Source organism: Staphylococcus sp. 2S1 (assembly GCF_046721335.1).
In the GTDB taxonomy this organism is placed as follows: Bacteria; Bacillota; Bacilli; order Staphylococcales; family Staphylococcaceae; genus Staphylococcus; species Staphylococcus equorum_A.
On the sequence record NZ_JBEUUJ010000003.1, the window covers coordinates 2571924 to 2598153 of the forward strand.

Consider the following 26230-nt stretch of genomic DNA (forward strand, 5'->3'; position numbering starts at 1 on the left):
TTTACACCTACAATTCAATATATATCCATTTATTATTTTTTAAATCTGCCATGAAATAGCCCTCTCCAGATTTAGTAATCCAGAAATTATTTTCAATATTAAACTTATCTTTTAATTCTTCCTTCTTCTTAATAGGGAATGTAAAGCCCTTGAGTTTATTTTCGTCATTAAAAATCATAGAGATAGGTTGTTGTACTATAGGTACTACAAAACGATTGTCCTTATTATTTTCTGGTACAAGTCCCTCTGTTACTGTACTATGTTTTTTATGCAAATGACTGTTGAAAAATTCATAAAAATTAATATAGTTATTATGCATGTATGGTGCTAATGATTTAGAACTATGTGCTTCATATAAACCTGCAGGTTCAAAGAAACGCAATTTATTTTTAGCAACCTTATAATGCCTATTGTCTACGTCAATTCTATAATGCTTATTATTTTTAGCGGTAATAGTTACAAAGCCATACTGATTTATTTTTTGTTTATTTCCATTGTCCATATCTTCCACAGTAATAGATTCATCTAATACGATACCGTATCCTAACATTTCTTCATAAGGATCTTTATGTTGGTTTTGTATTGAGGCTTGATCAATATTTTGTCCAATCTGTAACTTCCCGACATTATTAAACATTAAAATTGTCATAAATAATAAGCCCACTACAAATACTGAAAGCCATGTCCAAAATCTAACGAATGCAACAGGTGGTTTCACATGATTATATCTTTCTATACGTTTGAAATTATAAGTTAATTCCGGCGTTCTTGTTCTACTTTTTTCCAATCAACATCAAAATTCGCCTTCTCTTGCTCATCTTCCAACGACAATCTATCTTTCTCATGGTCTTTAAATACTGGTAAGACTTGATTTAAAGAGCCTTCCATTCTAAGTTGGCCGTGAGAGACCCAGTGCAATGTAATTACTCGTCTGAGCTATACGTTGAACATCATCATCGATTATCACAATTGTTAAATTTTGGTTTATGTATTCTTCTGTAAGTCCAATTGCTTTTTCGATAAAAGATTCATCTAAGTATTGTAAAATATGATTAAAAATTATAATGCTTGCTTTTGAAGTTCTTGCTAATGCGAATAATAATTGTGCATATTGTGAATCAGTTAATCGGCTAACTTTAACATCCGCTTTATCTTCAAGGTGCGCATATTTTATAATTTGCTCTACTTTATGATCCGAAGTCTTATATTGAAACAACATGATTGCATTAGCCACAAAATCATTTACAGAAGTATGCTTGCAATAATTTATCTTCAATATCAGCAAAAAACAAGTCTCTTTTCTTAACGACTTTTCCTTTGTCGGGTTTTATTTCACCACTTAATAAACGCCCTATTAATGATTTAGAAGAACCCGCTTCACCTATTATTCCTAAAGCTTCACCTTGATAGATATGGAGGTTAAAATTATTCAATTCTATATCTTCTTCATCATAACCAAATGGTAAATACCATTTAGATGATTTTTTATTTCTATAATAATGAGTTACATTTAGTAACTTTAATATAATTGAACTACCCATCCTATCTTCATCCTTCTACAATTTTAATAATGCGAGCGGTAAACCCTCTTCAGGTTCTGAACTTTTAATTCTAAAGCCCCACGCAAAAACGCCTTTTAACCGTTCAACTTTGAAATAGCTTTCTGTGCCATCATTTAATTTATATATTTTACCCAATTCTACTTTATTTCTATCTATAAGATAGCTTTCTGCAATAATTACTTTACTTGCATATACGTCATATTCATTAAAAATGCCATTCATTTCTGCTTTACGCATTTTCTCTTTATAACCTTGTATCTCATGACGTAATTCAATTTCACTCATTTCACTCAATTTCTTCTGTTCCATCTACTATTCCACTCTCTTCTAATTTAGCTTTAATTTTATCATATTTATAACCTTTTCTCATAAGTGCTTCTATTGTTTTGTTAATTAATTTTCTACCTGAAAATTTTCTTGAATATTTATTATATGCTTTTTCTAATTCGTTTTGTAATAACTCATCTAATTCTTCTTCAGGTTGAGAAAAATCCATTTCGTCCATTACTTCTTTAATTTTCTCAAAAGAGTAGCCTTTTTGCATTAATGATTGTGTCAATTTCTCTTTTCTTTTTACTAATGGCCCCTTTTTCTGTTTCAAAATTTTATTTGCAACTTTTAATATATCCTCCATAGATTGCTCCTGTTCATAAATCTGGCTATATTCATCAATAATTAATTGTTCAATGCCGGCTTCTCGTAATTTTTGTTTATATATTCCAGGACCTTTATCTGTCGTTAAAATCATGGTGTTTTTTAAACTATTCGCATAATCATTATGATCTATAAGCTTTTGCTCATGACAGTAATCTATGACTTTAGCAATGACTGACTCAGAAATTTCTTTTTTTGTAAGATGTTTAATTACTTCATGGTCAGTTCTTTTTCTATATGAAATATATTGAATAGCCGCGTTAACTGCTTGCCTGTATTGTTCATAGCTTTGAATTTCTTCCATATCTTTAGCTTCAACAATTTGATCTTTTTTTAAATTAAAATAGACAAAGGTATCAATATCGATACCCATTTCAAATTCATCATCTAAATATAGATTAAAACGTTCTTTATTCTTTTTTTGCACTTCTATCTTTGTTATTTTAGGCATATTATTCACTCCACTTATAAGAATAACTTATATTGATTATGAATGGAATTATAGTGTATAGCATATTTAAAATTGCTATTAATCCATGTATGTATATTTAAATTATAACATCAAAAAAGGAGCGAGATAGAAATCAAAATTTGATTTCGTATTCCGCTCCCACAAGGCTCCCTAGCAAAGGAATACAAGAGCTGAAACTCTTGCATAAGAACTACTCATCTTCTTAAATGAAGAAGTAGTTCTTTAAAAGCTTGAAACATGTGTTTTTAAACACCTTACAGCTCGTGTGCAATGTTTTATTTATGTTCTATTCTCTTAGCTTATTACACACCGAGTTCTTGGATTGCATTTTCATACTGTTCATTAGAAATAAAATCCTGTTGTTTCATTTTCTCTAAATCTATTTTTACACGATTGATATAATTATCCGACATGTTATTCACATCGTATACGCTTGGTGCATTAATCTTACTTGCTAAAATTGCACTTTGTAATACAGATATTTGAGGTAAATTAGGATTGTTTTTATCTGTTGTTACGCCAAAAAAGTGATTTGCTGCTGACTCGACAGTATATTGGTCACTTCCAAAATAAATATTGTTCACATAAAAACTTAAAATTTCATTTTTGTCATAAGTTTTTTCTGCGCGATGTGCTACAAATAATTCTTTAATTTTTCTTGTTAGTGATTGTTCATTATCATAATAATAGTTTTTCACTACTTGTTGCGTAATCGTACTCCCACCCCGCACGCTATTATCACTTATTGTTGAAAATAGTGCACGCGATGTACCTTTGAAATCAAATCCATTATGTTTATAATATCTTTCGTCCTCCATTGCTATAAATGCACCCTTAGTATAGTCGGGCATATTTGAAACAGACACGAAGGATTCTTTATCTTCAATACTTCTCAAGTCATCCACATCTGCTCTTAAAGAAAATGCGTACATTGTAGCTACAAACGCGGCGATTAAAATGATGATAGGTATTAATATCTTTATCAACAAACCTTTTCCTTTTTTCTTTTTTGGTGGTTTGTTTACCGGTTGGAAATAGGTATTATGCTCGCGGTATATTTGAGTTTTTTTGACTAGTTTGTTTTTTAGTTTGCTTATAACGATCGCTTCTTTTCATGCGCTAGCTCCTTTATGTTGCTCTCATATCATTATAAGTGAGTTTATCAATAGTTTAAATGTTTATCTACACCAAATTGAAAATATCAGTCCAAGGGTGTATGTCACGCTACGCATAGAGTTTCATTGTAAGCATATTTCATATATGTTTAAGTTATTAAACATTATACGACCATAAGATATATACTAACGCGAAAATTATCATTATAAAATACAAAAAACTGGAAAAACCCATAGCATCAGACTATATCTCACAGGTTGAACCTTTAATTCAACTTATAAGATATAATCATTACCATACGTTTTTCCAGTCATATATTAAGGACACTTATGTCCAAAGCGTGCGTTCATTAATGATTTTCAATTAGTCATTTAACTGATTTGCAATTTCTCTATTAAAATCATCTAAGTCATCAGGTGTACGACTCGTAACTATATTTTTATCTACAACTACCGATTCGTCTACAACTTGTGCGCCTGCGTTAGATAAATCTTTGCGGACATTTAACACTGCAGTTAAAGTACGTCCATTTAAATCATCAGTATCTATTAAAATTTGAGGTCCGTGGCAAATTGCAAATGTTGGAACATCATTTTTTGTGAAATACTTAGCAAATGTACCATATCTGCCTTCTGAGTCACCACGTAGATGATCTGGAGAAAATCCGCCTGGAATTAATAATCCATCGTAATCCTCTGGCTTAGCATCTGCAATACTAACTTCTACTGTAGCTTTTGCACCATGTTTACCAACAACTTCACTATTCGCTGTATCGCCAATAATTACTGTTTCATGCCCTGCTTCTTCTATTGCTTCTTGTGGGCTTGTTAATTCAACATCTTCAAATTCATTTGTTACTATGATTGCTACTTTTTTAGCCATGTATAATCACCTTTCCTATTTGCGTTCTACATTATATATAGACGAAATCAAGAAAAGTTAAACATACAATAGCTCAATCTAATTTATGGACAATCTGTGTTTATTCAGATGTGTTTGATACAGTTTTGACTTTTTCTTCTAATTGATCTAATAAACCAATCCACTCATCAATATCTTCCACTTTTACTTCGTTTGGATTAACTTGGTCTATATCGTCAATAAACTTTTCTAATCTTTCTTTTATTTGATCAATTGTTTGATTTTCATTCATTTTCAATGAGACTCCCTTTTTATAAGATATTATTATCCTAACATGGAATTAACAACTTTTGGTAGTATCAGAATAATATTATAATAAAATGTTAAGTGTCGTGTCTCAGAGTGTTAATAAAGTTTATAACTTTGTCAGCAGATTTTTTGTACACCTTTTCCGCGGTCACAACCTTGTCTTGTGGTATTTCGCTAATGCTTTATTAACTAGTTAGAAGTCAAAACAAATCACTGACATTTTAAAAATCATCTATATAAAAAACGAAAGGTACATATCGATTGTAATTAATCCGATATGTACCTTCCATTTTTTATCCTAATTGTTGCACGTTTGATAAGAACTCAATCGTACTTTTACTTTCTTCTCTACGCTCTTTTCTTCTTTTAACTCGAGCAGGTGCTGTATCATAGAACCATTTTTCTGTCTGTGATTCTGGGTAAACTTGAGGTACTTCTATTGGCTTACCATCTTCACCGAGTGCTACAAATGTTAAAAAACTTAGCGTCGCTAAATGTCTTTCATTTTTAAGTACATCTTCTATAATAATTTGAACGCAGACTTCCATTGAAGATTTTCCAGCATATGAGACCATAGCTTCATAAGAAACGACAGCTCCTGTTTTAATTGGTTTTAAAAAGTCTACCGAATCAGTTGAAGCTGTTACTACTTGTGAATTACTATGTTTCGTTGCTGTTATAGCAGAAATTTCATCAATGTTCGCCATCAACATACCGCCAAACATTGTCTGCAGATGATTCGTTTCTTGTGGAAAAACTTGTCTCTCTTTAATACTTCGTGCTTCAGACATCGATTTACGTTTAGGTCTGTCCATAATTTAATCATTTCCTTTTCTTTTATAAGACAAAAAGTGAGTGCTCTGAAAAATAGAATACTACTTCAGAACACTTTCACAGATTTCTCCATAATATCTCTCTATTTTGACCAGTTACCATTTTCGAAGACGGGTTCTTTTTCATCCTCTTGTGTAATGCCATAAATTGTTAAATCTTTACTACCAATCATAAAGTCAACATGAATAAGTGAATCATTTAACCCTTGAGCTAACTTTTCATCTGTAGTCATTTCTGTACCACCCTCTACATTAAAACCGTAAGCTGAGCCCAATGCAATGTGACAAGATGCATTTTCATCGAACAATGTATTATAAAAGATAGTATTGCGATTAGAAATAGGTGAATCATCAGGTACTAATGCTACTTCACCTAATCGCTTAGCACCTTCGTCTGTATTTAATAAATCACGTAAGACCTCTTCACCTTTTTCAGCTTTATAATCAATGACTTCTCCATCTTTAAAAGTTAATGTAAAACCATCTATAATATTACCGTTATGGCTTAATGGTAATTTATTCGTTACATAGCCATTTACTTTCAACCTATGAGGTGCAGTGAACACTTCTTCAGTTGGAATATTAGCTACAAAGGCTTGGCCTCCACTTGCATAACTTGTTGCATCTTCCCATATATGACCTTCTGGCAAACCAATTTCTAAATCTGTACCTTCAGAAATATAGTGAAGTGCTTTATAATTTTTACTTTGTAACTTATCTGCATGTTTACTTAGATTAGCAACATGAGCCTTCCAATTAGCGACTGGATCATTACCATCTACGCGAACGATATCTAATACTTCATCAATGAATGTGTTGTAGGCATCTTCTTCAGATAGTTCTGGATAGACACGGCTTGCCCAAGCTTTTGAAGGATAGGCTGCCACACACCAAGGAAATTGGTTTTTCTGACTTGCTTCCATATATCCTTTATATGCAGTAGCATACTGTCTTTGGAAAGCAGCTAATTTATCACGGTCAATGCCATTTAATAAATCAGGATCTTGTGTTATAAGTGCTAAATTTGCAGCACCTCTATTTACATAATCCATACGCTTAGCAACTTCATAATCTTTCACTTCATTACTTTCAAAATGTTCCACGGTTTCATATTCGAATTTTAAGCGAGAAAGTCGATCGTCGCTATAGTCAACTTTAACATCAGAAGCGCCTCGTTTATATGCGGCTTCTACTATGTAATGTGTTAATTCAATAGCATCAACACTTGAGCGAATAAATACTGGCTGACCTTCTTGAACATTCATTCCTACACCAACTAAAAGTTCGGCGTATTGTTTTAATTTTTCTTGTAATTGAGTCATCTTTATACACTCCTTTTATTTGCGTATTTGCCCAAGTGCGTCTGCAATTGCAGTTGCTTCACTTGGTGTAAATGACGCTTTTGATGTTACATATTCGTGAATTTCGCTTATTTCTTGCTTATCTGCTTCTTCATATTTATCTGGATCAATCAAGCTTTGATTTACAAGATTTAAACGTTCTCTTATTTCTAATATCATTTGTTCGTTAGTATTTGTCACTTCGTTCACCCCTTTTACCAACTTATTTTATCAAATTTACGTTTCTTGTAAAACTTTTATCATAATAATGCTTTAGAAATGATTAAAAAAGCTTTAAAATGGGAAATAGCATTATATAATTTGGAGGTAGTCACATGATTTCAGTAGCATTCGTTTGTTTAGGCAATATTTGTCGCTCGCCAATGGCAGAAGCTATAATGCGACAAAGATTACTAGATCGAAAGATAACAGGTTTAAACGTAACCTCTAGAGGCACAGGTGAATGGAACTTAGGTCAGCCACCTCATGAGGGTACGCAAGATATTCTCACTAAAAATGATATACCGTTTGATAACATGATCAGTGAACTATTTAAAGCTGATGATGACTTTGATTATATCATTGCAATGGATCAAAGTAATGTAGAGAATATTAAACAGATCAATTCTAGCATTAAAGGACAATTGTATAAGCTATTAGACTTTAGTGATATGAATGAGACTGACGTACCTGATCCTTATTATACAAATAATTTCGAAGGTGTTTATAAAATGGTACAATCATCTTGTGATAACTTAATTGATTTTATAGTTAAAGATGCAAATCTAAGAGAGGGGTAAAACATCATGCAAAATAAATTAATTCCAGGAATTCTATTAGGTGCCGTAATTGGAGGCGCGGCAACATTGGCAGACAAATCAACTCGCCAATCATTAAAACAATCAATTAAAGATAGAAAAGAAGGCAATCGTTCTCAAAAACCTTCAGCTATCAACAACGTAAAAGACGAAGTATTATATTGGAAAGATGTGGTAGAAGAAATTCGCCGTAATAATCCAGAATTAGAACGTTCTTTAAAAGACGCGAAAAATACATTCGTTGAACGTAAAAATAAACGTTTAAACAATTAATTGATTTATAGTATTGTATTTTTGATACCGCATGTTTAAATAATTAAATTAAGGCAATACCTAATATTACATGTTTAGGTATTGTCTTTTGTATATAACTTGTAATGTGCGATATTTTAAAAACTTAAAAACAATTTTTAAAAAAAGAATATCAACAGTTATTTACCTTCTTTAACTTTTAAAGTATATTAAACAATATACTGAAAACATCAATACATAAGGAGATTTGATATGTCTAAAAAAGAGAAAACAACTTCAAAGTTTCTAAACTCAGCTAAAAAGAATGAAGAGAAGAAGTCTAAGAAAACAAAAGATGAACAAATCGGGCGTGATCGTACTTATATCACACCTAATGAATTCAAATCAAAATCACCTAAGAAAGACAATCAAGAATTCTTTGTATCACGTATTAATAAACCAGCAAAATATACGAAAAACCCTAATTTTTTCTCTTATCTCATTTATAGAATAGGTAAAGATGATGCATCCGGTTTATCTGCACAATTATCTTATTACTTCATGTTGTCACTATTCCCTATGCTCCTATTCTTACTATCAATAGTACCTGTCGTAGGTGTTGAACAGTCAACGATAAGAGATATGATTAAAGAGCACGTCCCTTCAGATTATGCGGGACAAGTATCATCAATCATTGGTGATATTATGGGGAACGCTAGTGGTAGTATATTATCTGTAGGTTTGATTTTAGCACTGTGGTCTGCATCAAACGGTATGACTGCAATTATGAACTCTTTCAATGTCGCATATGACGTTGAAGATAGCAGAAACTTTGTTGTTTCTAAATTATTCAGTGTGTTATTTACACTTGCTATGATTATCGTCTTACCTATCGCACTGATATTACCTACCTTTGGAGAACAAATCGGTTCGCTTTTATTTGGCCCACTTGGTTTAGGTGATCAAATCAAATGGATTTTTAATTTAGTACGTGTTGTATTACCATTAATCATTATTTTCATAGCGTTTATGGTTTTATATACGTTAGCGCCGAATGTTAAAATTAAAATGAAATCAGTAATACCAGGTGCAATATTCGCTACGATTGTATTTTTAGGTGGCTCATTCTTATTTGGTATATACATTTCAAACTTTGCTAACTATTCTAAAACATATGGTAGTATCGCTGGTATCATTATTTTAATGCTATGGTTATACATTACAGGCTTTATTATTATTATCGGGGCTGAAATCAATGCGATTATTCATCAACGCAAAGTAGTCGCTGGTAAAACACCAGAAGAACATACAATGGCTGAGATTGAAGAAAATGAATCAACTCATGTTGGAAGCGAAGCAGATACTAATGCTGAAAATGAATCAACTCATGCTACTGATTCTGATTCCAATCATAATATTTCAGACTCAGACAACAAAAAAATATAATTTAATATAAACTTAGCTAAATAGCTGATAGGTATCTAAATCATGATATCTATCAGCTATTTTCACTTCCTAATTTAAAGCTATCCTATTGAATGGCTTTATAACACGTAAAAAGGCTAAAACCGAAACGTAAATGTCTATCATCTACGTTTCGGTTTTAGCCTTTTGGAAATACTTAAAATAGAATATATTACTGTATTAAATTATGCTTGGAAAGCATAAATAACTGCTTGTGTTCTATCTTGTACTTCTAATTTACTTAATATATTACTTACATGTGTTTTTACTGTTTTAATCGTTATGTGTGATGCACTCGCAATTTCTTGGTTTGAGTAACCTTTTGCGATAAGTAATAGAATTTCCATTTCTCGTTCCGTTAACATTTCATATAATTCGGCACGTTGTTTCATTCTATTTCTCATCTTCACAAGCACTTCAGCTTCAAATACAGATTCATTTTTATACGTTTTACGAATCGCCTCGGCTATATCGCTAGCACTAGTTGTTTTCAAAATATAGCTGTCTACACCAGAATCTAAAGCACGATATACTTCATTATCTTCAATGTAACTTGTTAACATCACAACTTTAATATGAGGTAAGTCTTTTTTTATTTGCTCAGTAGCATCGACACCATCCATATCATCCATAAGCGGGTCCATTAAGATTAAATCAGGATTTAATTGATGAGCCTTTTCAATCGCATCTTTTCCTGACTGACCTTCCCCTACAATATCAATATCTGGCTGTGTAGATAAGTAACTAGAAATTCCAATTCGAACCATTTCATGATCATCAACAAATAAAACTTTAATCGTCATGTGAATCCTCCTTATTTAATGGTGCCTTTACTTCAATTCTTGTACCTGAATCTGGCAAAGAAACAATATGGAACGTCGCACCAATTTCAAGCGCACGTTCTCGCATGTTTTTTAAACCATAACTTTGTTCTACCTTATCATCAACATTGAATCCTTTACCATTGTCTTGAATGCGTAATAATAAGTAATCTGCCATATTAAACAATTCTATTGTTACTTTGGTACCTTTTGAATGTCTCAAAGTATTAGATAAAGCTTCTTGAGTAATTCTGAACAAATGATCTTCAATACCTTTAGGTACTTCAAATTCTTCAATATCATGTACAACTTTCATAGGTACTTTTTTCTTTAAATCAACGACTAAATCCTTAATACCTTCACCTAACGATTTGTCTTTTAATCCAATAGGTCTTAAATGTAATAGTAAGGCTCTCATTTCTAACTGAGAATCTTGTACCATTTTTTCTAATAACGGTATTTGTTGATCTAAAGGTGCTTCCAATTGTGTTTCTTTAATAGCTGAAAGCATCATACTCGCTGCAAATAATTGCTGACTTACTGAATCGTGTAACTCACGTGCAAGTCTTTGTCGTTCATCTTCTATAATCTTTTTAACTTTCACATCATTTATATTATATGATTCATTTGTTAGATTTTGCGTTTTCATACGTAATTTGTGTACTTCTTGATTTAATGGAACTAGCGTTTGATATAATTCAATTGTTTCATTATACAATTCAATATTTTGGTCATTAATACCTACTGTTTGACCTTCAATAGAACGTTCTATTTGGTCCTGTAACCAATGATTTTGCTGATTTATTTTATATGCTAATACCGACCCTACAATAATACAGAGAAAAATAACTAATAAATTTAAAAATAATAAAACTGGTATTCCAAAAATTTGTGTATAAAACATACCTTGAAAATACACTATGTTTACAAATACTTTATCGATAAAAAATAGAGCAAAAAATGTACTATAAACTAATATCAACATGGAACCTATTGCTCTTATGTAGTGATTCATTTATAAATCACCTCAATATCGCCAATTAGCGTCGAAACATAAATGTTTACAGCATAGTTTTCTTCTTTCGTCTCTTCCACGATTTTAATGTTATTATTTTCAACTTTATAAGAAGTTTCATTAACATAAGCATTCCCATACAAGGCAGTAAAGTTTAAAATAATATTATAATTTAAAGGTACGATAATTTGAACTTTTCCTATAATATGTCGTATCACTACAGTATTGTTTTCTTTAATATTAGCGACTTTAGACATATCGATATGAATATCACCTATGCCATGTTGCACTTGTAAGTCTTCCCATTTGTATACATATACTGGTGTACGTTGCTCACCAAACCATTTTTGTTTAATGAAGTTTGGAGATTCAATTGCTTCATCAGTAGCGACTACTTTTAATGGTTTAAATCTATAAATAATATATCTTATGATTAGCATTATTAAAAAGATAAATAAAATGATAATTGTATATTTGTTAGATAATAAAGTGAATGCAATCAGCAAAGCACCAATCCAAAATGATAAGAGTCCCCGTATTTTATGGAAATACAAATAACCTACATAGGCTAGGATACAGCCAAGTAATAACACGAGTAAGAAACCAATTTTTTCAAAGAATATATAATAGAAATTGGCAATAATCAATAATGTTGTAAAAACAATTAACATCTCAGTCGATATATATTTATGAGTCATGTTTCGCCACCTTTCTTCAAGCGACTAAACTAATGCGTTCGATTAGATCACACTCAGTTTCAATATTAGCTCTCTCTGTTGCTTGTTGTGATAAATCGGTTTCAATACGAGCGTAGTCTGCTTCCATTTCATTTAATTCACATTTTATTTGCTCTATATCTTTATGTTCTATTTCTTCGGCACAATCAATGTACTCGTTATCCAACATATCAATATATTTATTTTCTAATGATAATGTCAGTCTATCAATTAAACTGCCTACATTACCCTTTCTTTCAATTAAGTATTTAATATACATTTCAACACTTCTCAATTTTTTATCAAGAAAACGTTGGTACTCCACTATGCTTGTGCGAAATGTGTGTTTTGTCATCTTTTCTAAATAAGACGTAATATAATTCATAGAATCACCTCATGATCGATTAAACTCTATTATAAAGAATATCCGGAACCATTGGTATAGGCTCCGGAACCATCTTATATTAGGACTTTAGACCGAAACACTATCTAATCTATTTTAGTAGTTAACACTGGTCCATCTTTGGTAACGATGACAGTATGCTCAATTTGAGCAACAAAACTTTTATCTTTCGTTTCAAATGCCCATTCATTTTTGCCTTCTGTCACAAATGTTGCTTTTGAAGAAATAAATGGTTCAACTGCAATCACTGTACCCTCTTTAAGTAAAGTTTTATCTTTAGGGTCATAATAGTTCATCACGTGACTTGGTGCTTCATGAAGTGATTGTCCTACGCCATGACCTGTTAAGTTTTTAATAACTGTTAAATCATTTTTACGTGCAGTAGCATGAACTGCTTTACCGATTTGACTTAACTTCCCACCTACTTTAACTCTTGTCATAGCCGCATCAAATGCTTCTAACGCTACATCACAGACTTTTTGTTTCAATGGGTTGTCCGCTTCACCAACTACAAATGAGATGCCTGTATCAGCGTAATAGCCGTTCTTCAAGGCTGAAACATCGATATTAACTAAATCACCTTCGCGTATTTTACGTTTGCCTGGAATACCATGTGCTACTTCTTCATTAACACTGATACACGTTTGTCCTGGAAATTTTTCATCATGGATTGGAGCAGAAAGTGCACCATGTTTTTCAAATAACTCTTTTGCAATATCGTCTAACTCTTTTGTTGTGATACCTGGCTTTGTTTCTGCTTGCATAGTATCTCTAATTAATGCACAAATATAACCAATTTCTTTTAAAGCTGTTAATTCTTCTTCTGTTTTTACGATCATATTATCCCGTTCCTTTTTGTAAATTATATTCCTTCTTATTATAGCAGACTTTTTTTGATATAATAAATTAGAATATTTGAACACGTATAGTTTAACATTTTGATTATATGAATAACATGGCTACTTTTGTAATTCGTGTTAATTCTCTTCTGATACATAACATGACTAGGAGTTTTTTTATGAGCAACAATTGGTATAAAGGACTAATAGGTGCACGAACAATTAAAACTGGGTTAGCTACTTTTTTAACCGCATTTTTTTGTTTGGCATTAGATTTAAATCCTATTTTCGCAATTTTAACTGCTATTGTCACAATTGAACCCACTGCGAAGGCATCATTAAAAAAGGATATCGTAGACTTCCGGCTACGGTAATTGGCGCACTCTTTGCAGTTATTTTTACATTTATTTTTGGCGACGAATCTGCTTTCGCCTATGCTTTTAGTGCTACATTTACAATAATATTTTGTACTAAGTTAAAACTTCAAGCCGGAACCACAGTTGCAACATTAACAGCAATGGCTATGATACCCGGTATACATGATGCTTATTTCTTCAACTTTTTCTCAAGACTATTAACTGCAATTATTGGTCTGGTTACGGTCGGTTTAGTCAACTTTGTTGTATTCCCACCAAAATATTATGACCAACTTGAATCTTCAATAAATAAAGTAGAGTCTAAAATGTACGGTCTCTTTCATCATCGTATGCGTCAGTTACTGTTAGGCAAATTTACTAAAGGTGCGCCTTACCAACAATTAAATATATTGTTAGATTTAAATCAAAAGGTTGAGACATTGCTTTCTTATCAAAAGGATGAGCTGAGCTATCACAAACATCACGATTCAGAATGGATACGTTTAAAATCATTAACAACACGTACACATACAAATAGATTATTTATTACGCATTTATCAAACTTAGTCTATTTACCTAAAGGCACGCATATCCAATTTACGAATGAAGAAAAAATAGCCATCTTAAGTATTGCTCAAAGTATTAATGACATATACACTACTGGATCTTTTGAGCGTCAACAACAATCTGCTTCATTATTGAAAACTTCTGTTAAAGGATTAGACGAATTTGATGACAATCAATTAAAAAGTCACCTAATTTATGAAATTTTATTAATCTATCGTATATTGGATCATCGTTTTGCGTAACACTTGTGTAGTTAAGTCTTACGCATTGAAATTCAAAAGATTTTCAAAAATAAAAGAAGTGACTGTCAGATTTCCAATAGGATTTCTAACAGCCACTTTATTTTTTTGCTTATTACTGTTTTTGTGTTACACGATTAACGATTACTTGTTTGGCGGCTTCTTCTTCAGTATTATTTACCTGCTTAGGCGTAAATGGTATACCTTTACGTTCACATGCTTTTTCTAGTAAGTAATCAGTCACTTCATGATTCTTAGGTAAAATAGGCCCATGTAAATAAGTCCCTAATAGATTTTTATAATGGATGCCTTCTTTAGCATCTTCATCATTATTACCATAACCATGTGTGACATTACCTAAAGTGCCGTATGGATGATACGTACGACCACCATGATTTTCAAAACCAACGATTGTACCGAACGTTTCACTCTCGATTACAATATCTCCAGTTAGACGCTCTTTCTGTGACTCAGTATAGAAGTCTAAAATATTAAGTCCTTCAAGTTCAGTACCATCTGGCGTAATATATTTACTTCCTAAAAATTGATAACCACCACAAATTGTCAAACCAGGCATGCCGTCTTCAATTACTTCTTTTAATGTCGTTTTGATTTTGCTTAATTCTTTAGTAGCTAGTGCTTGTTCCCTATCACTACCGCCACCGATAAAGAAAATATCACATTGATCAAAAGTAACGCCCTCTGTTTCATTTATATCTACAACATTCAATTTAATATCACGCAATTTTGCACGTTGTTTCAACGCGATAATATTCCCAATATCACTGTATAAATTTAATTTATCAGGCATAAAATGATAAACAGTCAATTCATTCATCTAGCTTTGTCCTCCTCAAAAGAGTGATTTAATTGTTCTAACATAGGTGCTAGAGAAGTATAGTTAGGAATAGCTACTGTAAAACTTTCCTTATAGTCCATCGTTTTTGCTGTCGCTTTATATATGTCTCTTTCTAAAATGATTGGTGCTTCTACACCTGCTAACTTTAACCTTAACTGCAATTCTTCTGCACGTAGCCCTGTAACAATAATTGCTTCGATTTGTTGTTTTACTAATTTTTCAAAATCAGCATCATAAATCCAAGAAGTATCTCTACCATCAGCTGCATTATCATTCAATCCTAAGACATAAACTTTGCTACCTTCTAGTTGTTCTCCTATAGAAAGGCTAGCATTCATTCCGGCAGGGTTTTTGGCAAGGTTAATCATTGCTTCTTTACTGTCTTTTTTAAAGTACTGCATACGTCCATTATTCGACGTATATGTCTCAAATCCACGTTTTATACCTTCATCATTGAGTCCTAATTCTTTTAGCACTGTATAAGCCGCAATCGCATTATAAGCATTAAAGTCTCCCGCGATTTTCATATTGAAAGTAGCAGTTCCTACATTTAAATTAATGAATGGATTTAAATTAAATTCAGACACTTCGTATTTAGTATCCTCCCGTTTAAATCCACATTCACAATGATAATGCCCAATTTGATTATATTGAATATAATCATAATGTAATAAACGACCGCAATTTGGACAATAGCGACTCTCGTTCATTGTACTTTGTTCAAATTCATGTGCATGTGCTTTCATCCCATAATATACAACTGTATCACTAGCTATCTTCAATCTACTGACAAATGGATCATCTGCATTTAACAATAACTTAATCCCTTTATTATTAATCGCATTTGCAATATTATTTACCATAATATCTATTTCCCCAAAACGGTCCATCTGATCACGGAAGAAATTAGTAACCACCATCATTGTTGGTGTTACTTCATTGAGTACTCTTGGAATCGAGCCTTCATCAATTTCAATGACTGCAATTTTTGTGCTTTGTTTAATTTGCAAAATAAATGCTGAAGTAATACCTGCAGCCATATTTGCGCCTTCATTATTATGTATGATGTCGACATCATTTACTTTTAATGTATGGCCAATTAAATTTGAAGTGGTTGTTTTCCCATTTGTGCCACTTATAAAGACAATTTCATCAACTTGTGATGCTAATTTTCTTAAAATATTTTTATCCACTTTTCTAGCAACTTGACCTGGCAAGTCTGTGCCCTTTTTCCCAGCAGCTTTACTTGCTTGCTTAGCCAATTTTGCTAAGTGGGTTGCAGTCCAATGTCTCATGTACTTCCTCCTTCACTCTTCACTCAAATATTATAACATGATTAAGTTGTATTCCAAACAATTCTCAATTGAAATAATCATGTCTTTTTTCTAGATTATAATTATTATTATTTACTAATGAGAATAGATTTGCTATACTGAAAAAAACATACATGGAGGCTATTACTTATGTTAAACAAAGAATTGTTAAATGCATTAAATGAACAAATGAATCATGAATATTTTGCGAGCACATGCGTATATGGCAATGGCCGCTTTTTGCGACAAAGAATCATACGAAGGTTTTGCGAATTTCTATGTTCAACAAGCGAAAGAAGAAAGATTCCATGGTAAAAAAATATATGATTATATCAATGACCGTGGAGAACACGCTTTATTTGCAACGATTCCTGCCCCAAAATCAGATTTCTCAAGTATCTTGGAAACATTTCAAGATGGCTTAGCGCAAGAACAAGATGTTACACGTAGATTTTATAATTTATCAGATTTAGCTAATCAAGCGAAAGATTATGCTACTATTTCATTCTTGAATTGGTTCTTAGACGAACAAGTAGAAGAAGAAGCGATGTTTGAAACACACCTTGATTACCTAAAACGTATCGGTGATGACAGCAATACACTTTACCTATACGAGAAAGAATTAGTCGCACGTTCATTTGACGAAGAGTAATCTTCATATTATAACTTAAGTTTATTGTCTCAATAAAAACTCATCCCAATTTAAATCTGGGATGAGTTTTTATGTTTATTATGCGCTTGTAATTTGCCTTGTTAAAGTCTGATTAACTTGACTCTAAGCACATATTTATATAAAGTCATATCATATTCACACATGAGAAAGGAATCTTGCTTAATGAATTCTGACGCATTTATTGCCCTTGATTTTGAAACTGCTAATGGTAAACGTACAAGTATCTGTTCAGTTGGTATGGTTAAAGTTGTTAATCACCAAATCACTGAATCATTTTACACATTAGTTAATCCAAACGATTACTTTTCACAACAAAATATTGCTGTACATGGTATACAACCAGATGAGGTCTATGACGCTCCCACGTTTAAAAAAGTATACCCTTTTATGATGCAATTCATTGACGACCTACCAGTTGTCGCACATAATGCTGCTTTTGATATGAGTGTCCTGCATGAAAGTATTAAAGCTATAGGTAGTGATACGCCAAATATGAAATACTTCTGTTCATTACAACTATCAAGAAGAACAATACAGAACCATCGCTACGGCTTAAATTATATGATGCAATATTATAATTTAGATTTTCATGGTCATCATGATGCATTAAATGATGCGAAAGCTTGTGCAATGATCACATTTCGCCTTTTAAAACACTATGATGATTTAAATAGTATGCTTAATATTTATGGCAAAGATTTAAAGGATAAAGATTAATGAAGTTAGCTTCAAATTTGAACTCACTTTTTTAAATATAATCATAAATTGTCATGTTTTCATAAGATGCTTTTTCTAAATTACCTACCGTTACACCTACTAGCCTAATGGGCACATCTGGATCTTTTAATTCTGTATATAAAGTATAAGCTATATTATAAATATCCGTTTCATCTCTGACAGGATCTCTTAAGCTTCGTTGTTTCGATAATGATTCAAATTTGTGCGTCTTTATTTTTACTGTAACTGTCTTACCGGATTTTTGTAACTTAGCTAAACGTTCAGCTGTTTTATGGCTCAATTCCCATATTTTTTGTAATATTTGATCGTCATCATTCATATCCGTCGCAAAAGTCCGCTCTGTTCCAACTGATTTCCTTATTCTTGTTGATTTAACAGGATTATAGTCTATACCCCTCGCTTTGTTATACAGCCCATGTCCTCGTTTACCAAAAAGTCTTATTAATTCTCTTTCACTTTGTTCGTATAAATCTTTACCATTGTATATTGCGTTATCATGCATTTTCTGTTTGGAAGCTTTACCTACACCAGGGAAATCGCCTATATCTAATCCCATTAATATCTCGTGTACATTATGATAATCAATTACTGTTAACCCATTCGGCTTATTCATTCCACTCGCTAATTTAGCCAAAAATTTATTATAAGATACACCAACAGAAGAAGTCAGTTGTGTTGCTTCAAAAATATCTTTACGTATATATTGAGCAATGCTTGATGCGGGTAAATCTGCTCTAACTAAATGTGTAATGTCTAAATAAGCTTCATCTAATGACAATGGTTCTACAACATCAGTATAACTCTTAAATATCTTCATAATCTTTTCTGAAGCTGCTTTATACGCTTCGAATCTTGGCGTAACATAAAAACCATTTGGACATAACTTATGTGCTTGTGCAGTGGGCATTGCAGAATGTACACCATATTTTCTAGCTTCGTATGAGGCTGTTGAAACTACGCCCCTACCGCTTGCTTTACCACCTACAATCACAGGCTTCCCTTTTAACTTTGGATTATCTCTCATTTCTACTTGCGCAAAAAAATAGTCCATATCGATATGGATAATACGTCTTTCTGACAATGCACTCGCCTCCTTCATCGTCTGGATACAATGATTAATATTAGTTCAATCTTAACTTTTAAAATATGTATTTTCTTATAATTTGCTCAAGTAACACAAAAAAAGAGCCAGTTATCTCTTATCAGAACAAACGACTGCTGAACACAATCGTCAACATCTCTCTGTAAGTAAACAACTAACTCAGATTAAAATTTATAAATTCAATTATGTTTATTTCACTTCTGTCTGAGCCTGTATTTGTGTCACTGGACTCTCTGAATAAAATATTATACCTTCTTCTGTATCTTCAATATATTGCACTTTATTATTAAATGCGCCTGTTAAGAAATACATGTCCATTACACAATATCCAATATGAAGACTCGCTATAAATATCATAGATGAATATGCAAAAAATGAGAATAATATAATCAACACTGTTGTAATAACGACTAAGGGAGCTAACATGATAGTGATGTATTGCCATTTTTTAAAATATACATTTGGCATATGAGTAGTAATTAAACCTTGGCGGATCTGGAAAGTAGGTTTATTGCCTTTTGACAACAAACGGAACATTATATTATGAATAAATTCATGTAAGAAATAAACAACTGCAAATCCTAATATACCGTATACTAAATTTAATATAATATTTTGTTCTATAATGTGTGTAAATGAATAAGCAAATTTATAAGATAATAATATACTAACCATCACTATTGTAAATTGAAAAAGTATAAAACCTTCCGACATTTTCTTGCTAGAGAACAAATCAATCTTGAACATGTGTCAACCCTCCGTGTCATCGTCATCGTTATTACCTAGACTATACAACGATTGTAACCACTAATGATGGGCTTTTCAAGTAAGTTAGTTGCTTGTAATTGAATTTTAACAAACTTACTTGTTCTGCAATATTTTGCAATAATTAGTAAACAGCTTATTAATTAAATTCACACAAATCCAATATTCACGTTAAGCCACCTAAATATAAAATATTATAATTTAGCGTCTTTCAAATTGTGCTACTGTTTCAACATGCGTGGTATGTGGAAACATATCTACTGGCGTAATTTGTGTTAATTTATATTGTTGTGCTAATTTTTGCGCATCACGTTGTTGCGTTGATGGATTGCAAGAAATATAGACAATCTTTCTTGGGTTCAATTCTAAAAGTGTTTCCAAGAAAGTTTCGTCACAGCCTTTTCGAGGTGGATCAACCATTACTACATCTGGTTTAATGCCTTGTGCTTTCCATTTTAGAATAACCTCTTCAGCTTTACCACAGACAAAAGTAGTATTTTCGAACTGGTTTAAGGTCGCATTTTGCTTAGCGTCTGCAATTGCTTCTGGGACAATTTCAACACCATAGACATGTTGCGCTTTCGGTGCCATGTATAATCCAATTGTACCTATACCACAATAAGTATCTAGTATTGTTTCTTCACCTTTAAGTTCAGCATACTCAATTGCACGTTGATATAATTTTTCAGTTTGAATAGAATTGATTTGATAAAAAGATTGATCACTGATTTTGAATGTTACATCTGAAAGTGTATCTTGAATTTCATCTTTACCATATAGCGTATATGACGTTTCACCCATAATGACATTCGAATGTGTATCATTCACGTTATGTTTGACGCTCACTATTTCTGGAAATGCTTGCTACTAATTTTTCTGTAAGCACATCACTTTGTTTGAATTTCTTGCCGTTTGTAACAAATACAACCATCAGTTCTCTAGAATGGTGTCCTGTTCTAATTACGACATGACGCATAAGGCCTTGTTTTTTACGTTCATTATATATACTGATATTTAATTCATTGAACCATAATTTGAGTTGATTCAGCACATCTTGATGCATATTGTCTTGTATTAAACATTCATCCATATCTATAATGTCATGACTTCTTTGACGATAGAATCCTGTAATCACTTTATTTTCATTGTTCTTACCAACTGGGACTTGAGATTTATTACGATAAAACCAAGGATTATCCATACCAATCGTATCGTGAATAATTGTGTCCTTAAAATCTGCTTTACGGTGGAACAAATTGACAACTTGCTCTTTTTTCATATTCAATTGCGCTTGATAAGTCATATGTTGTAGCTGACAGCCACCACATTTATGGTAATAAACGCATGGTGGTTCTACACGTTCTTCACTCTCTTTTTTAATTTCAATTAGCTTACCTATTGCAAAATTTTTCTTAACTTTTATCACTTTGAATTCTATTGTTTCATTAATCAATGCATTTGGTACAAATATAGGATAGCGATCTAATTTAACAACACCATGTCCTTCATGTGTTAAATCTATAACTTTACCTTCTATGACCTCATTTTTTTGAATTGCATCCATGACTTCACCCCACACTAAAAGAGGTTAGGATATTTGATGTCTTTACCTAACCTCTCAGTTTATTCTGTATCTTTAATTTTTTCGATTATTCATTTTAACTTGAAACACTTAAGTTCTTCAAATTGATTTTGTAATATTATACGAAACCTACTTTTATTGTTCAACTATTTCATCATTATTAATATCACTTGGCGTAAATACTTCGATATGTTGTTTTAAATTCAAGAAATTGCCTGGTAATTTACCACCATATTCACCATCTACGTTTAACTGCATATCTACAAATGATGATACGCTAATGGATTTGGCTTTCTTATAATGTATCTTAGGATGCTTAGTATGTTCTCCTCTAGAAGCTAGGGTCATTATATGTCCTAATTCAGCAAGGTTTGCTTTTTCAACGATAATCAATGTAAAATAACCATCATCTAACTTAGCATCTGGCACTAATTTTTCAAAACCAGCCATAGAATTCGTTAAACCTAATAAGAACAATAATGCTTCCCCTTGAAAAACTTCATCGTCATATTCTACACGAATATCGACAGCTTTCATTTGAGGTAACATTTCAAAACCTTTTATATAATAGGCAAACGGTCCAACGATGGATTTCAATTTACTTGGCGTCTCATAAGAAACCTGTGTTAATTGACCACCGGCAGCTAAATTTATGAAATAACGACTATTCATCTTGCCTATATCAACCCTTGTTGTATGGCCTTCTATAATCACATCAATTGCACTCATAATGTCATTTGGCAAATGTAGTGCACGTCCAAAATCATTTACTGTCCCCATAGGTATAATGCCTATATTAGGTCTGTTCGGCTGCTCTGCAATACCATTTATGACTTCATTAAGCGTACCGTCACCACCAATGACAATTAATACATCATAGTTTTGTTCTAAACTGCGTTCTGCTTCTGAAGTTGCGTCTCCAACTTTTTCAGTTGCATATGCACTTGTCTCAAACCCTGCTTTTTCCAATTTAATTAAAACATCTGGCAAGGTACGTTTAAACAATTCTTTTCCAGATGTTGGATTATAAATGATTCTAGCTCGTTTTCTCATATTTTATCCCTCGACTTCTTATACTCAATGTCTATATTATATGATTTAGATAAATGATAAAAGTATTTAGGCCAAATTTTACAGAATATATATAATATCGTATAAATAGTAAAAGAACCTGTAGACAAAAACGTTCTACAGGTTCTGCTATATCTATTGTTGTAATACGTTATTTAATCATCACATTACACTAAAATCCAACGCATTTTTAATTATCTTTTATCTAATTCTTGTTTTAACAATTGATTTACTAATTGAGGATTGGCTTGGCCTTTTGAAGCTTTCATAATTTGACCAACTAAGAAGCCCATTGCTTTACCTTTACCATTTTTGTAATCTTCAACTGATTGTTCATTATTGTCTAACGCTTCGTTTACAAATTTTAAAAGTGTAGCTTCATCAGAAATTTGAACTAGGCCTTTATCTTCCATAATTTGTTTCGCATCCCCACCATTTTCAGCGAGTTCTGGGAACACTTTTTTAGCGATTTTACTGCTCATTGTGCCATCTTCAATTAATTTAATCATTCCGGCTAAGTTTTCAGGTGTTAATTTTGTATCTAATAAATCAATTTGGTTTTTATTAAGATACTCATTCACGCCGCCCATTAACCAGTTAGAAGTTAATTTAGCATCTGCACCTTCAGCAATAGCACTTTCAAAGAAATCAGACATTTCTTTTGTAAGTGTTAATACATGCGCATCATAAGCGGGTAAGCCGAAGTTGTTCACATATTTTTCTTTTCTTTCATCTGGTAATTCTGGGATTGTTTGACGTACACGCTCTTTCCAAGCTTCATCCACATATAAAGGTACGATGTCTGGTTCTGGGAAGTAACGGTAGTCATCAGAGCCTTCTTTAACACGCATTAAAATTGTTTTACCAGTTGACTCATCATATCTACGTGTTTCCTGTAGGATTTCTCCACCATTTAATAGTTCTTCTTCTTGACGTTTTTCTTCATATTCAAGACCTTTACGTACAAAACTAAATGAGTTTAAGTTTTTCAACTCTGCTTTAGTACCAAACTCTTCTTGGCCATATGGACGTAATGAGATGTTAGCGTCACAACGTAGTGAGCCTTCTTCCATCTTACAGTCAGATACGCCAGTATATTGAATAATAGAACGTAGTTTTTCTAAGTATGCATATGCTTCTTCTGGTGAACGAATGTCTGGTTCAGAAACAATTTCAATCAATGGTGTACCTTGTCTGTTTAAATCTACTAAAGAGTATCCATCTTTATGCGTTGATTTACCGAGCATCTTCTTCCATGTGAAGACGTGTAATGCCGATACGTTTTGTCTTACCATCAACTTCAATATCAATATAACCATTTTCACCAATAGGCTGATCAAATTGTGAAATTTGATATGCTTTTGGATTATCTGGATAGAAATAGTTTTTACGGTCAAATTTAGATTCTGTTGCAATATCCATATTGATTGCCATTGAAGCTCTCATAGCCCAATCAACAGCGCGTCTATTTACAACTGGTAACACACCAGGATATGCAAGATCAATTACGCTTGTGTTTGAGTTAGGTTTTGCTCCAAAATGTCTTGGTGATGCAGAGAACATTTTAGATTCTGTTTTTAACTCAACATGGACTTCTAGTCCAATAACTGTTTCAAAATGCATGATTTCCACTCCTTATAATTTTTCGTATTCATTATGAAAATTGAATTTTGTTTCATATTGGTAAGCGACACGATATAACGTCTTCTCATCAAATGGTTTTCCAATAAATTGTAAACCAATTGGACGTCCGTTTGATTTACCACAAGGAACAGAAATACCTGGTAATCCAGCTAAGTTTACTGGTGTTGTTAATAAATCATTCGCATACATTGTAAGCGGATCATCAATTTCTTCACCTATGTTAAACAGCTGGTGTTGGTGTTGTTGGTCCTACAATAACATCGTAATTTTCAAATATGCGGTCAAAATCATTTTTAATCAATGTTCTTACTTTTTGTGATTTTTTATAAAATGCATCATAATAACCAGAACTCAATGCAAAAGTACCTAAGAAGATACGACGTTTAACTTCGTCACCAAAACCTTCACTTCTAGACATTTTGTATAATTCTTCTAATGAGTTCGCTTCAGGTGAATGGTAACCATATCTAATACCATCAAAACGAGATAAGTTTGATGAAGCTTCTGATGAAGCAATAACGTAATAAGAAGGGATACCATATTTAGTGTTTGGTAATGATACTTCTTCAACTGTTGCACCTAATTCTTTTAGTGTTTCAACAGCTTGTTTAACAGAAGCTTTAACATCTTCTGATACACCTTCACCAAGGTATTCTGTTGGTAACGCAACTTTTAGACCTTGAATATCTTTACCGATATCAGTAGTGAAATCTGAATCTTCAACTGGCGCACTTGTAGAGTCATTTTCATCTAAACCAGTAATTGTTTCTAATACCAAGGCATTATCTTTAACATTACGTGTAAGTGGTCCGATTTGGTCTAATGATGATGCAAACGCAACTAATCCAAAACGTGATACGCGACCATATGTAGGTTTCATGCCTACGATGCCACAGTAAGCCGCTGGTTGACGAATTGAACCACCAGTATCAGTACCTAAACTGAAAGGAACTAAACCTGCTTGCTACAGCTGCTGCTGAACCACCTGATGACCCTCCAGGTACTGCAGTATGATCAAATGGGTTAACTGTCTTTTTAAAGTATGAAGTTTCAGTTGAACCACCCATAGCGAATTCATCTAAGTTGAGTTTACCGATAAGTACTGCTTGTTCATTTCGTAATTTATTCATTACTGTTGATTCATAAATAGGTACAAATCCTTCTAACATTTTACTTGCGCAAGTTGTTTCAACGCCTTCAGTAATAATGTTGTCTTTAATACCCATAGGAATACCAAAAAGTTTACCTTCCATTTGGTCTTTAGCTTGTAATTCATCTAATTCCTGAGCTTGTTTAACTGCATTTTCTTTATCTAATGCAAGAAACGATTTGATTGTTGGATCAGTTTCTTCGATTGCATCATAAATATCATTCACAATTTGTGAAGGCTTAATTTCTTTGTTTTTTATTAAGTTGATCAAATTTTCCACAGATTCATAACGGATGGTCATCTTAAGCGTCCTCCTCATTCATGATAGATGGGACTTTAAATTGTCCATCTTCCGTCTCTTTAGCATTTTTTAATGCAAGCTCTTGAGGAATACCCTCGTCTGCTTTGTCTTCACGTAATACATTTTGTAAATCTAATACGTGATATGTTGGTTCTACTTCACTTGTATCTGCTGTATCTATATGATTAGCAAAGTTTAAAATACTTTCTAATGTTTCTTGCATCTCTGCAGTTGCATCTTCAGTAATTTCAAGTCTAGCTAAATTTGCTATATGCTCTACTTCTTCACGTGTAACTTTAGCCATTAAATAAAAGCCTCCTTTTTACTCATTCATTACAAAATTGTACCAAAATTCCGCCCAAAAATCTAAGCTTTTCGATAATAACAGTAAATTATAGTGATTTATTTTTATACTT

Annotated in this window: 21 protein-coding genes and 8 pseudogenes; 6 read left to right on the forward strand and 23 right to left on the reverse strand. The window is 32.4% G+C overall.

Annotated elements, in window-relative coordinates; translation table 11 throughout:
• Window positions 1–7 precede the first annotated feature (7 nt).
• The 9 genes and pseudogenes from ABLV90_RS13485 to ABLV90_RS13525 form a co-directional block, all read right to left on the reverse strand.
• Window positions 8–1541: pseudogene (locus ABLV90_RS13485) on the reverse strand (ATP-binding cassette domain-containing protein).
• A 15-nt stretch (window positions 1542–1556) separates the two neighbouring features.
• A complete protein-coding gene (locus ABLV90_RS13490) occupies window positions 1557–1871 on the reverse strand; it encodes a YfhH family protein (protein ID WP_427706967.1) in 315 nt (104 codons plus the stop codon).
• Window positions 1849–2667: a recombination regulator RecX gene (recX, locus tag ABLV90_RS13495; RefSeq protein WP_046466230.1), complete on the reverse strand. Its 819-nt coding sequence runs from the start codon at window positions 2665–2667 to the stop codon at window positions 1849–1851. Before recX ends, ABLV90_RS13490 begins: the two co-directional genes overlap by 23 nt.
• A 323-nt stretch (window positions 2668–2990) precedes the next feature.
• Window positions 2991–3804 (reverse strand): annotated as a pseudogene (sgtB, locus tag ABLV90_RS13500) (monofunctional peptidoglycan glycosyltransferase SgtB).
• 363 nt (window positions 3805–4167) lie between these two features.
• A complete protein-coding gene (locus ABLV90_RS13505) occupies window positions 4168–4686 on the reverse strand; it encodes a type 1 glutamine amidotransferase domain-containing protein (protein WP_285324040.1) in 519 nt (172 codons plus the stop codon).
• A 100-nt stretch (window positions 4687–4786) separates the two neighbouring features.
• Window positions 4787–4957, reverse strand: a complete 171-nt coding sequence (locus ABLV90_RS13510; RefSeq protein WP_002507213.1) for an SE1561 family protein — start codon at window positions 4955–4957, stop codon at window positions 4787–4789.
• Between the two features lie 310 nt (window positions 4958–5267).
• The gene (locus ABLV90_RS13515; RefSeq protein ID WP_460872767.1) at window positions 5268–5789 is read right to left on the reverse strand and encodes an acyl-CoA thioesterase; all 522 of its coding nucleotides are present in this window, start codon (window positions 5787–5789) and stop codon (window positions 5268–5270) included.
• A gap of 101 nt (window positions 5790–5890) precedes the next feature.
• Window positions 5891–7129, reverse strand: coding sequence for an aminopeptidase (locus tag ABLV90_RS13520; protein WP_427706963.1), 1239 nt, complete (start codon window positions 7127–7129; stop codon window positions 5891–5893).
• A 15-nt stretch (window positions 7130–7144) separates the two neighbouring features.
• Window positions 7145–7327: a DUF1128 family protein gene (locus tag ABLV90_RS13525; protein WP_460872886.1), complete on the reverse strand. Its 183-nt coding sequence runs from the start codon at window positions 7325–7327 to the stop codon at window positions 7145–7147.
• A 155-nt stretch (window positions 7328–7482) separates the two neighbouring features.
• On the opposite strand from ABLV90_RS13525, the gene ABLV90_RS13530 reads away from it, so the two are divergent.
• The 3 genes from ABLV90_RS13530 (at window position 7483) to ABLV90_RS13540 (ending at window position 9642) form a co-directional block, all read left to right on the forward strand.
• Window positions 7483–7947: a low molecular weight protein-tyrosine-phosphatase gene (locus tag ABLV90_RS13530; RefSeq protein WP_046466236.1), complete on the forward strand. Its 465-nt coding sequence runs from the start codon at window positions 7483–7485 to the stop codon at window positions 7945–7947.
• 6 nt (window positions 7948–7953) lie between these two features.
• Window positions 7954–8238, forward strand: a complete 285-nt coding sequence (locus ABLV90_RS13535) for a hypothetical protein (protein ID WP_046466237.1) — start codon at window positions 7954–7956, stop codon at window positions 8236–8238.
• Between the two features lie 231 nt (window positions 8239–8469).
• Window positions 8470–9642, forward strand: coding sequence for a YihY/virulence factor BrkB family protein (locus ABLV90_RS13540; RefSeq protein ID WP_427706959.1), 1173 nt, complete (start codon window positions 8470–8472; stop codon window positions 9640–9642).
• A 190-nt stretch (window positions 9643–9832) separates the two neighbouring features.
• On the opposite strand, the pseudogene ABLV90_RS13545 reads toward ABLV90_RS13540, so the two are convergent.
• The 5 genes and pseudogenes from ABLV90_RS13545 to map all read right to left on the reverse strand — a co-directional run bounded on the left by ABLV90_RS13545 (window position 9833) and on the right by map (window position 13454).
• Window positions 9833–10463, reverse strand: a pseudogene (locus tag ABLV90_RS13545) (response regulator).
• Window positions 10453–11496: a sensor histidine kinase VraS gene (locus tag ABLV90_RS13550; protein ID WP_285324033.1), complete on the reverse strand. Its 1044-nt coding sequence runs from the start codon at window positions 11494–11496 to the stop codon at window positions 10453–10455. Before ABLV90_RS13550 ends, ABLV90_RS13545 begins: the two are co-directional and overlap by 11 nt.
• Complete coding sequence (liaF, locus tag ABLV90_RS13555) at window positions 11493–12194, reverse strand: cell wall-active antibiotics response protein LiaF (RefSeq protein WP_460872768.1); 702 nt, start codon at window positions 12192–12194, stop codon at window positions 11493–11495. Before liaF ends, ABLV90_RS13550 begins: the two co-directional genes overlap by 4 nt.
• Window positions 12195–12210: 16 nt before the next feature.
• Window positions 12211–12597 carry a hypothetical protein gene (locus ABLV90_RS13560; protein ID WP_427706957.1) on the reverse strand — a complete coding sequence of 129 codons (387 nt, stop codon included), beginning with the start codon at window positions 12595–12597 and terminating at the stop codon, window positions 12211–12213.
• A 104-nt stretch (window positions 12598–12701) separates the two neighbouring features.
• Complete coding sequence (gene map / locus ABLV90_RS13565) at window positions 12702–13454, reverse strand: type I methionyl aminopeptidase (protein WP_046466242.1); 753 nt, start codon at window positions 13452–13454, stop codon at window positions 12702–12704.
• Window positions 13455–13633: 179 nt separating this feature from the next.
• On the opposite strand from map, the pseudogene ABLV90_RS13570 reads away from it, so the two are divergent.
• A pseudogene (locus ABLV90_RS13570) lies at window positions 13634–14619 on the forward strand (FUSC family protein).
• 112 nt (window positions 14620–14731) lie between these two features.
• On the opposite strand, the gene ABLV90_RS13575 reads toward ABLV90_RS13570, so the two are convergent.
• On the reverse strand, window positions 14732–15454 hold the full coding sequence (locus ABLV90_RS13575; RefSeq protein ID WP_427706953.1) for a lipid II isoglutaminyl synthase subunit GatD: 723 nt from the start codon (window positions 15452–15454) through the stop codon (window positions 14732–14734).
• Window positions 15451–16770 (reverse strand): lipid II isoglutaminyl synthase subunit MurT, encoded by a 1320-nt coding sequence (locus ABLV90_RS13580; protein ID WP_069815002.1) that lies wholly within the window; start codon window positions 16768–16770, stop codon window positions 15451–15453. The genes ABLV90_RS13575 and ABLV90_RS13580 overlap by 4 nt, the downstream gene beginning before the upstream one ends.
• Window positions 16771–16938: 168 nt before the next feature.
• On the opposite strand from ABLV90_RS13580, the pseudogene ftnA reads away from it, so the two are divergent.
• Both ftnA and ABLV90_RS13590 read left to right on the forward strand, forming a co-directional pair.
• Window positions 16939–17440: pseudogene (ftnA, locus tag ABLV90_RS13585) on the forward strand (H-type ferritin FtnA).
• A 183-nt stretch (window positions 17441–17623) separates the two neighbouring features.
• Window positions 17624–18178 (forward strand): 3'-5' exonuclease, encoded by a 555-nt coding sequence (locus tag ABLV90_RS13590; RefSeq protein WP_046466246.1) that lies wholly within the window; start codon window positions 17624–17626, stop codon window positions 18176–18178.
• 31 nt (window positions 18179–18209) lie between these two features.
• Here the strand turns inward: ABLV90_RS13590 and dinB are convergent, their stop codons facing one another.
• From dinB to gatC, 7 genes and pseudogenes are all read right to left on the reverse strand, one after another.
• Entirely contained in the window at window positions 18210–19280 is a 1071-nt protein-coding gene (gene dinB / locus ABLV90_RS13595) for a DNA polymerase IV (protein ID WP_460872769.1), read from the reverse strand.
• A 210-nt stretch (window positions 19281–19490) separates the two neighbouring features.
• Entirely contained in the window at window positions 19491–20048 is a 558-nt protein-coding gene (locus tag ABLV90_RS13600; protein WP_460872770.1) for a DUF3267 domain-containing protein, read from the reverse strand.
• 219 nt (window positions 20049–20267) lie between these two features.
• Window positions 20268–21630: pseudogene (gene rlmD, locus ABLV90_RS13605) on the reverse strand (23S rRNA (uracil(1939)-C(5))-methyltransferase RlmD).
• A 153-nt stretch (window positions 21631–21783) separates the two neighbouring features.
• Window positions 21784–22701 carry a diacylglycerol kinase gene (locus ABLV90_RS13610; protein WP_460872771.1) on the reverse strand — a complete coding sequence of 306 codons (918 nt, stop codon included), beginning with the start codon at window positions 22699–22701 and terminating at the stop codon, window positions 21784–21786.
• Window positions 22702–22913: 212 nt separating this feature from the next.
• Window positions 22914–24342 (reverse strand): annotated as a pseudogene (gene gatB / locus ABLV90_RS13615) (Asp-tRNA(Asn)/Glu-tRNA(Gln) amidotransferase subunit GatB).
• 12 nt (window positions 24343–24354) lie between these two features.
• A pseudogene (gatA, locus tag ABLV90_RS13620) lies at window positions 24355–25814 on the reverse strand (Asp-tRNA(Asn)/Glu-tRNA(Gln) amidotransferase subunit GatA).
• Window position 25815: 1 nt separating this feature from the next.
• Window positions 25816–26118, reverse strand: coding sequence for an Asp-tRNA(Asn)/Glu-tRNA(Gln) amidotransferase subunit GatC (gene gatC, locus ABLV90_RS13625; RefSeq protein ID WP_046466253.1), 303 nt, complete (start codon window positions 26116–26118; stop codon window positions 25816–25818).
• Between the last annotated feature and the right edge of the window lie 112 nt (window positions 26119–26230).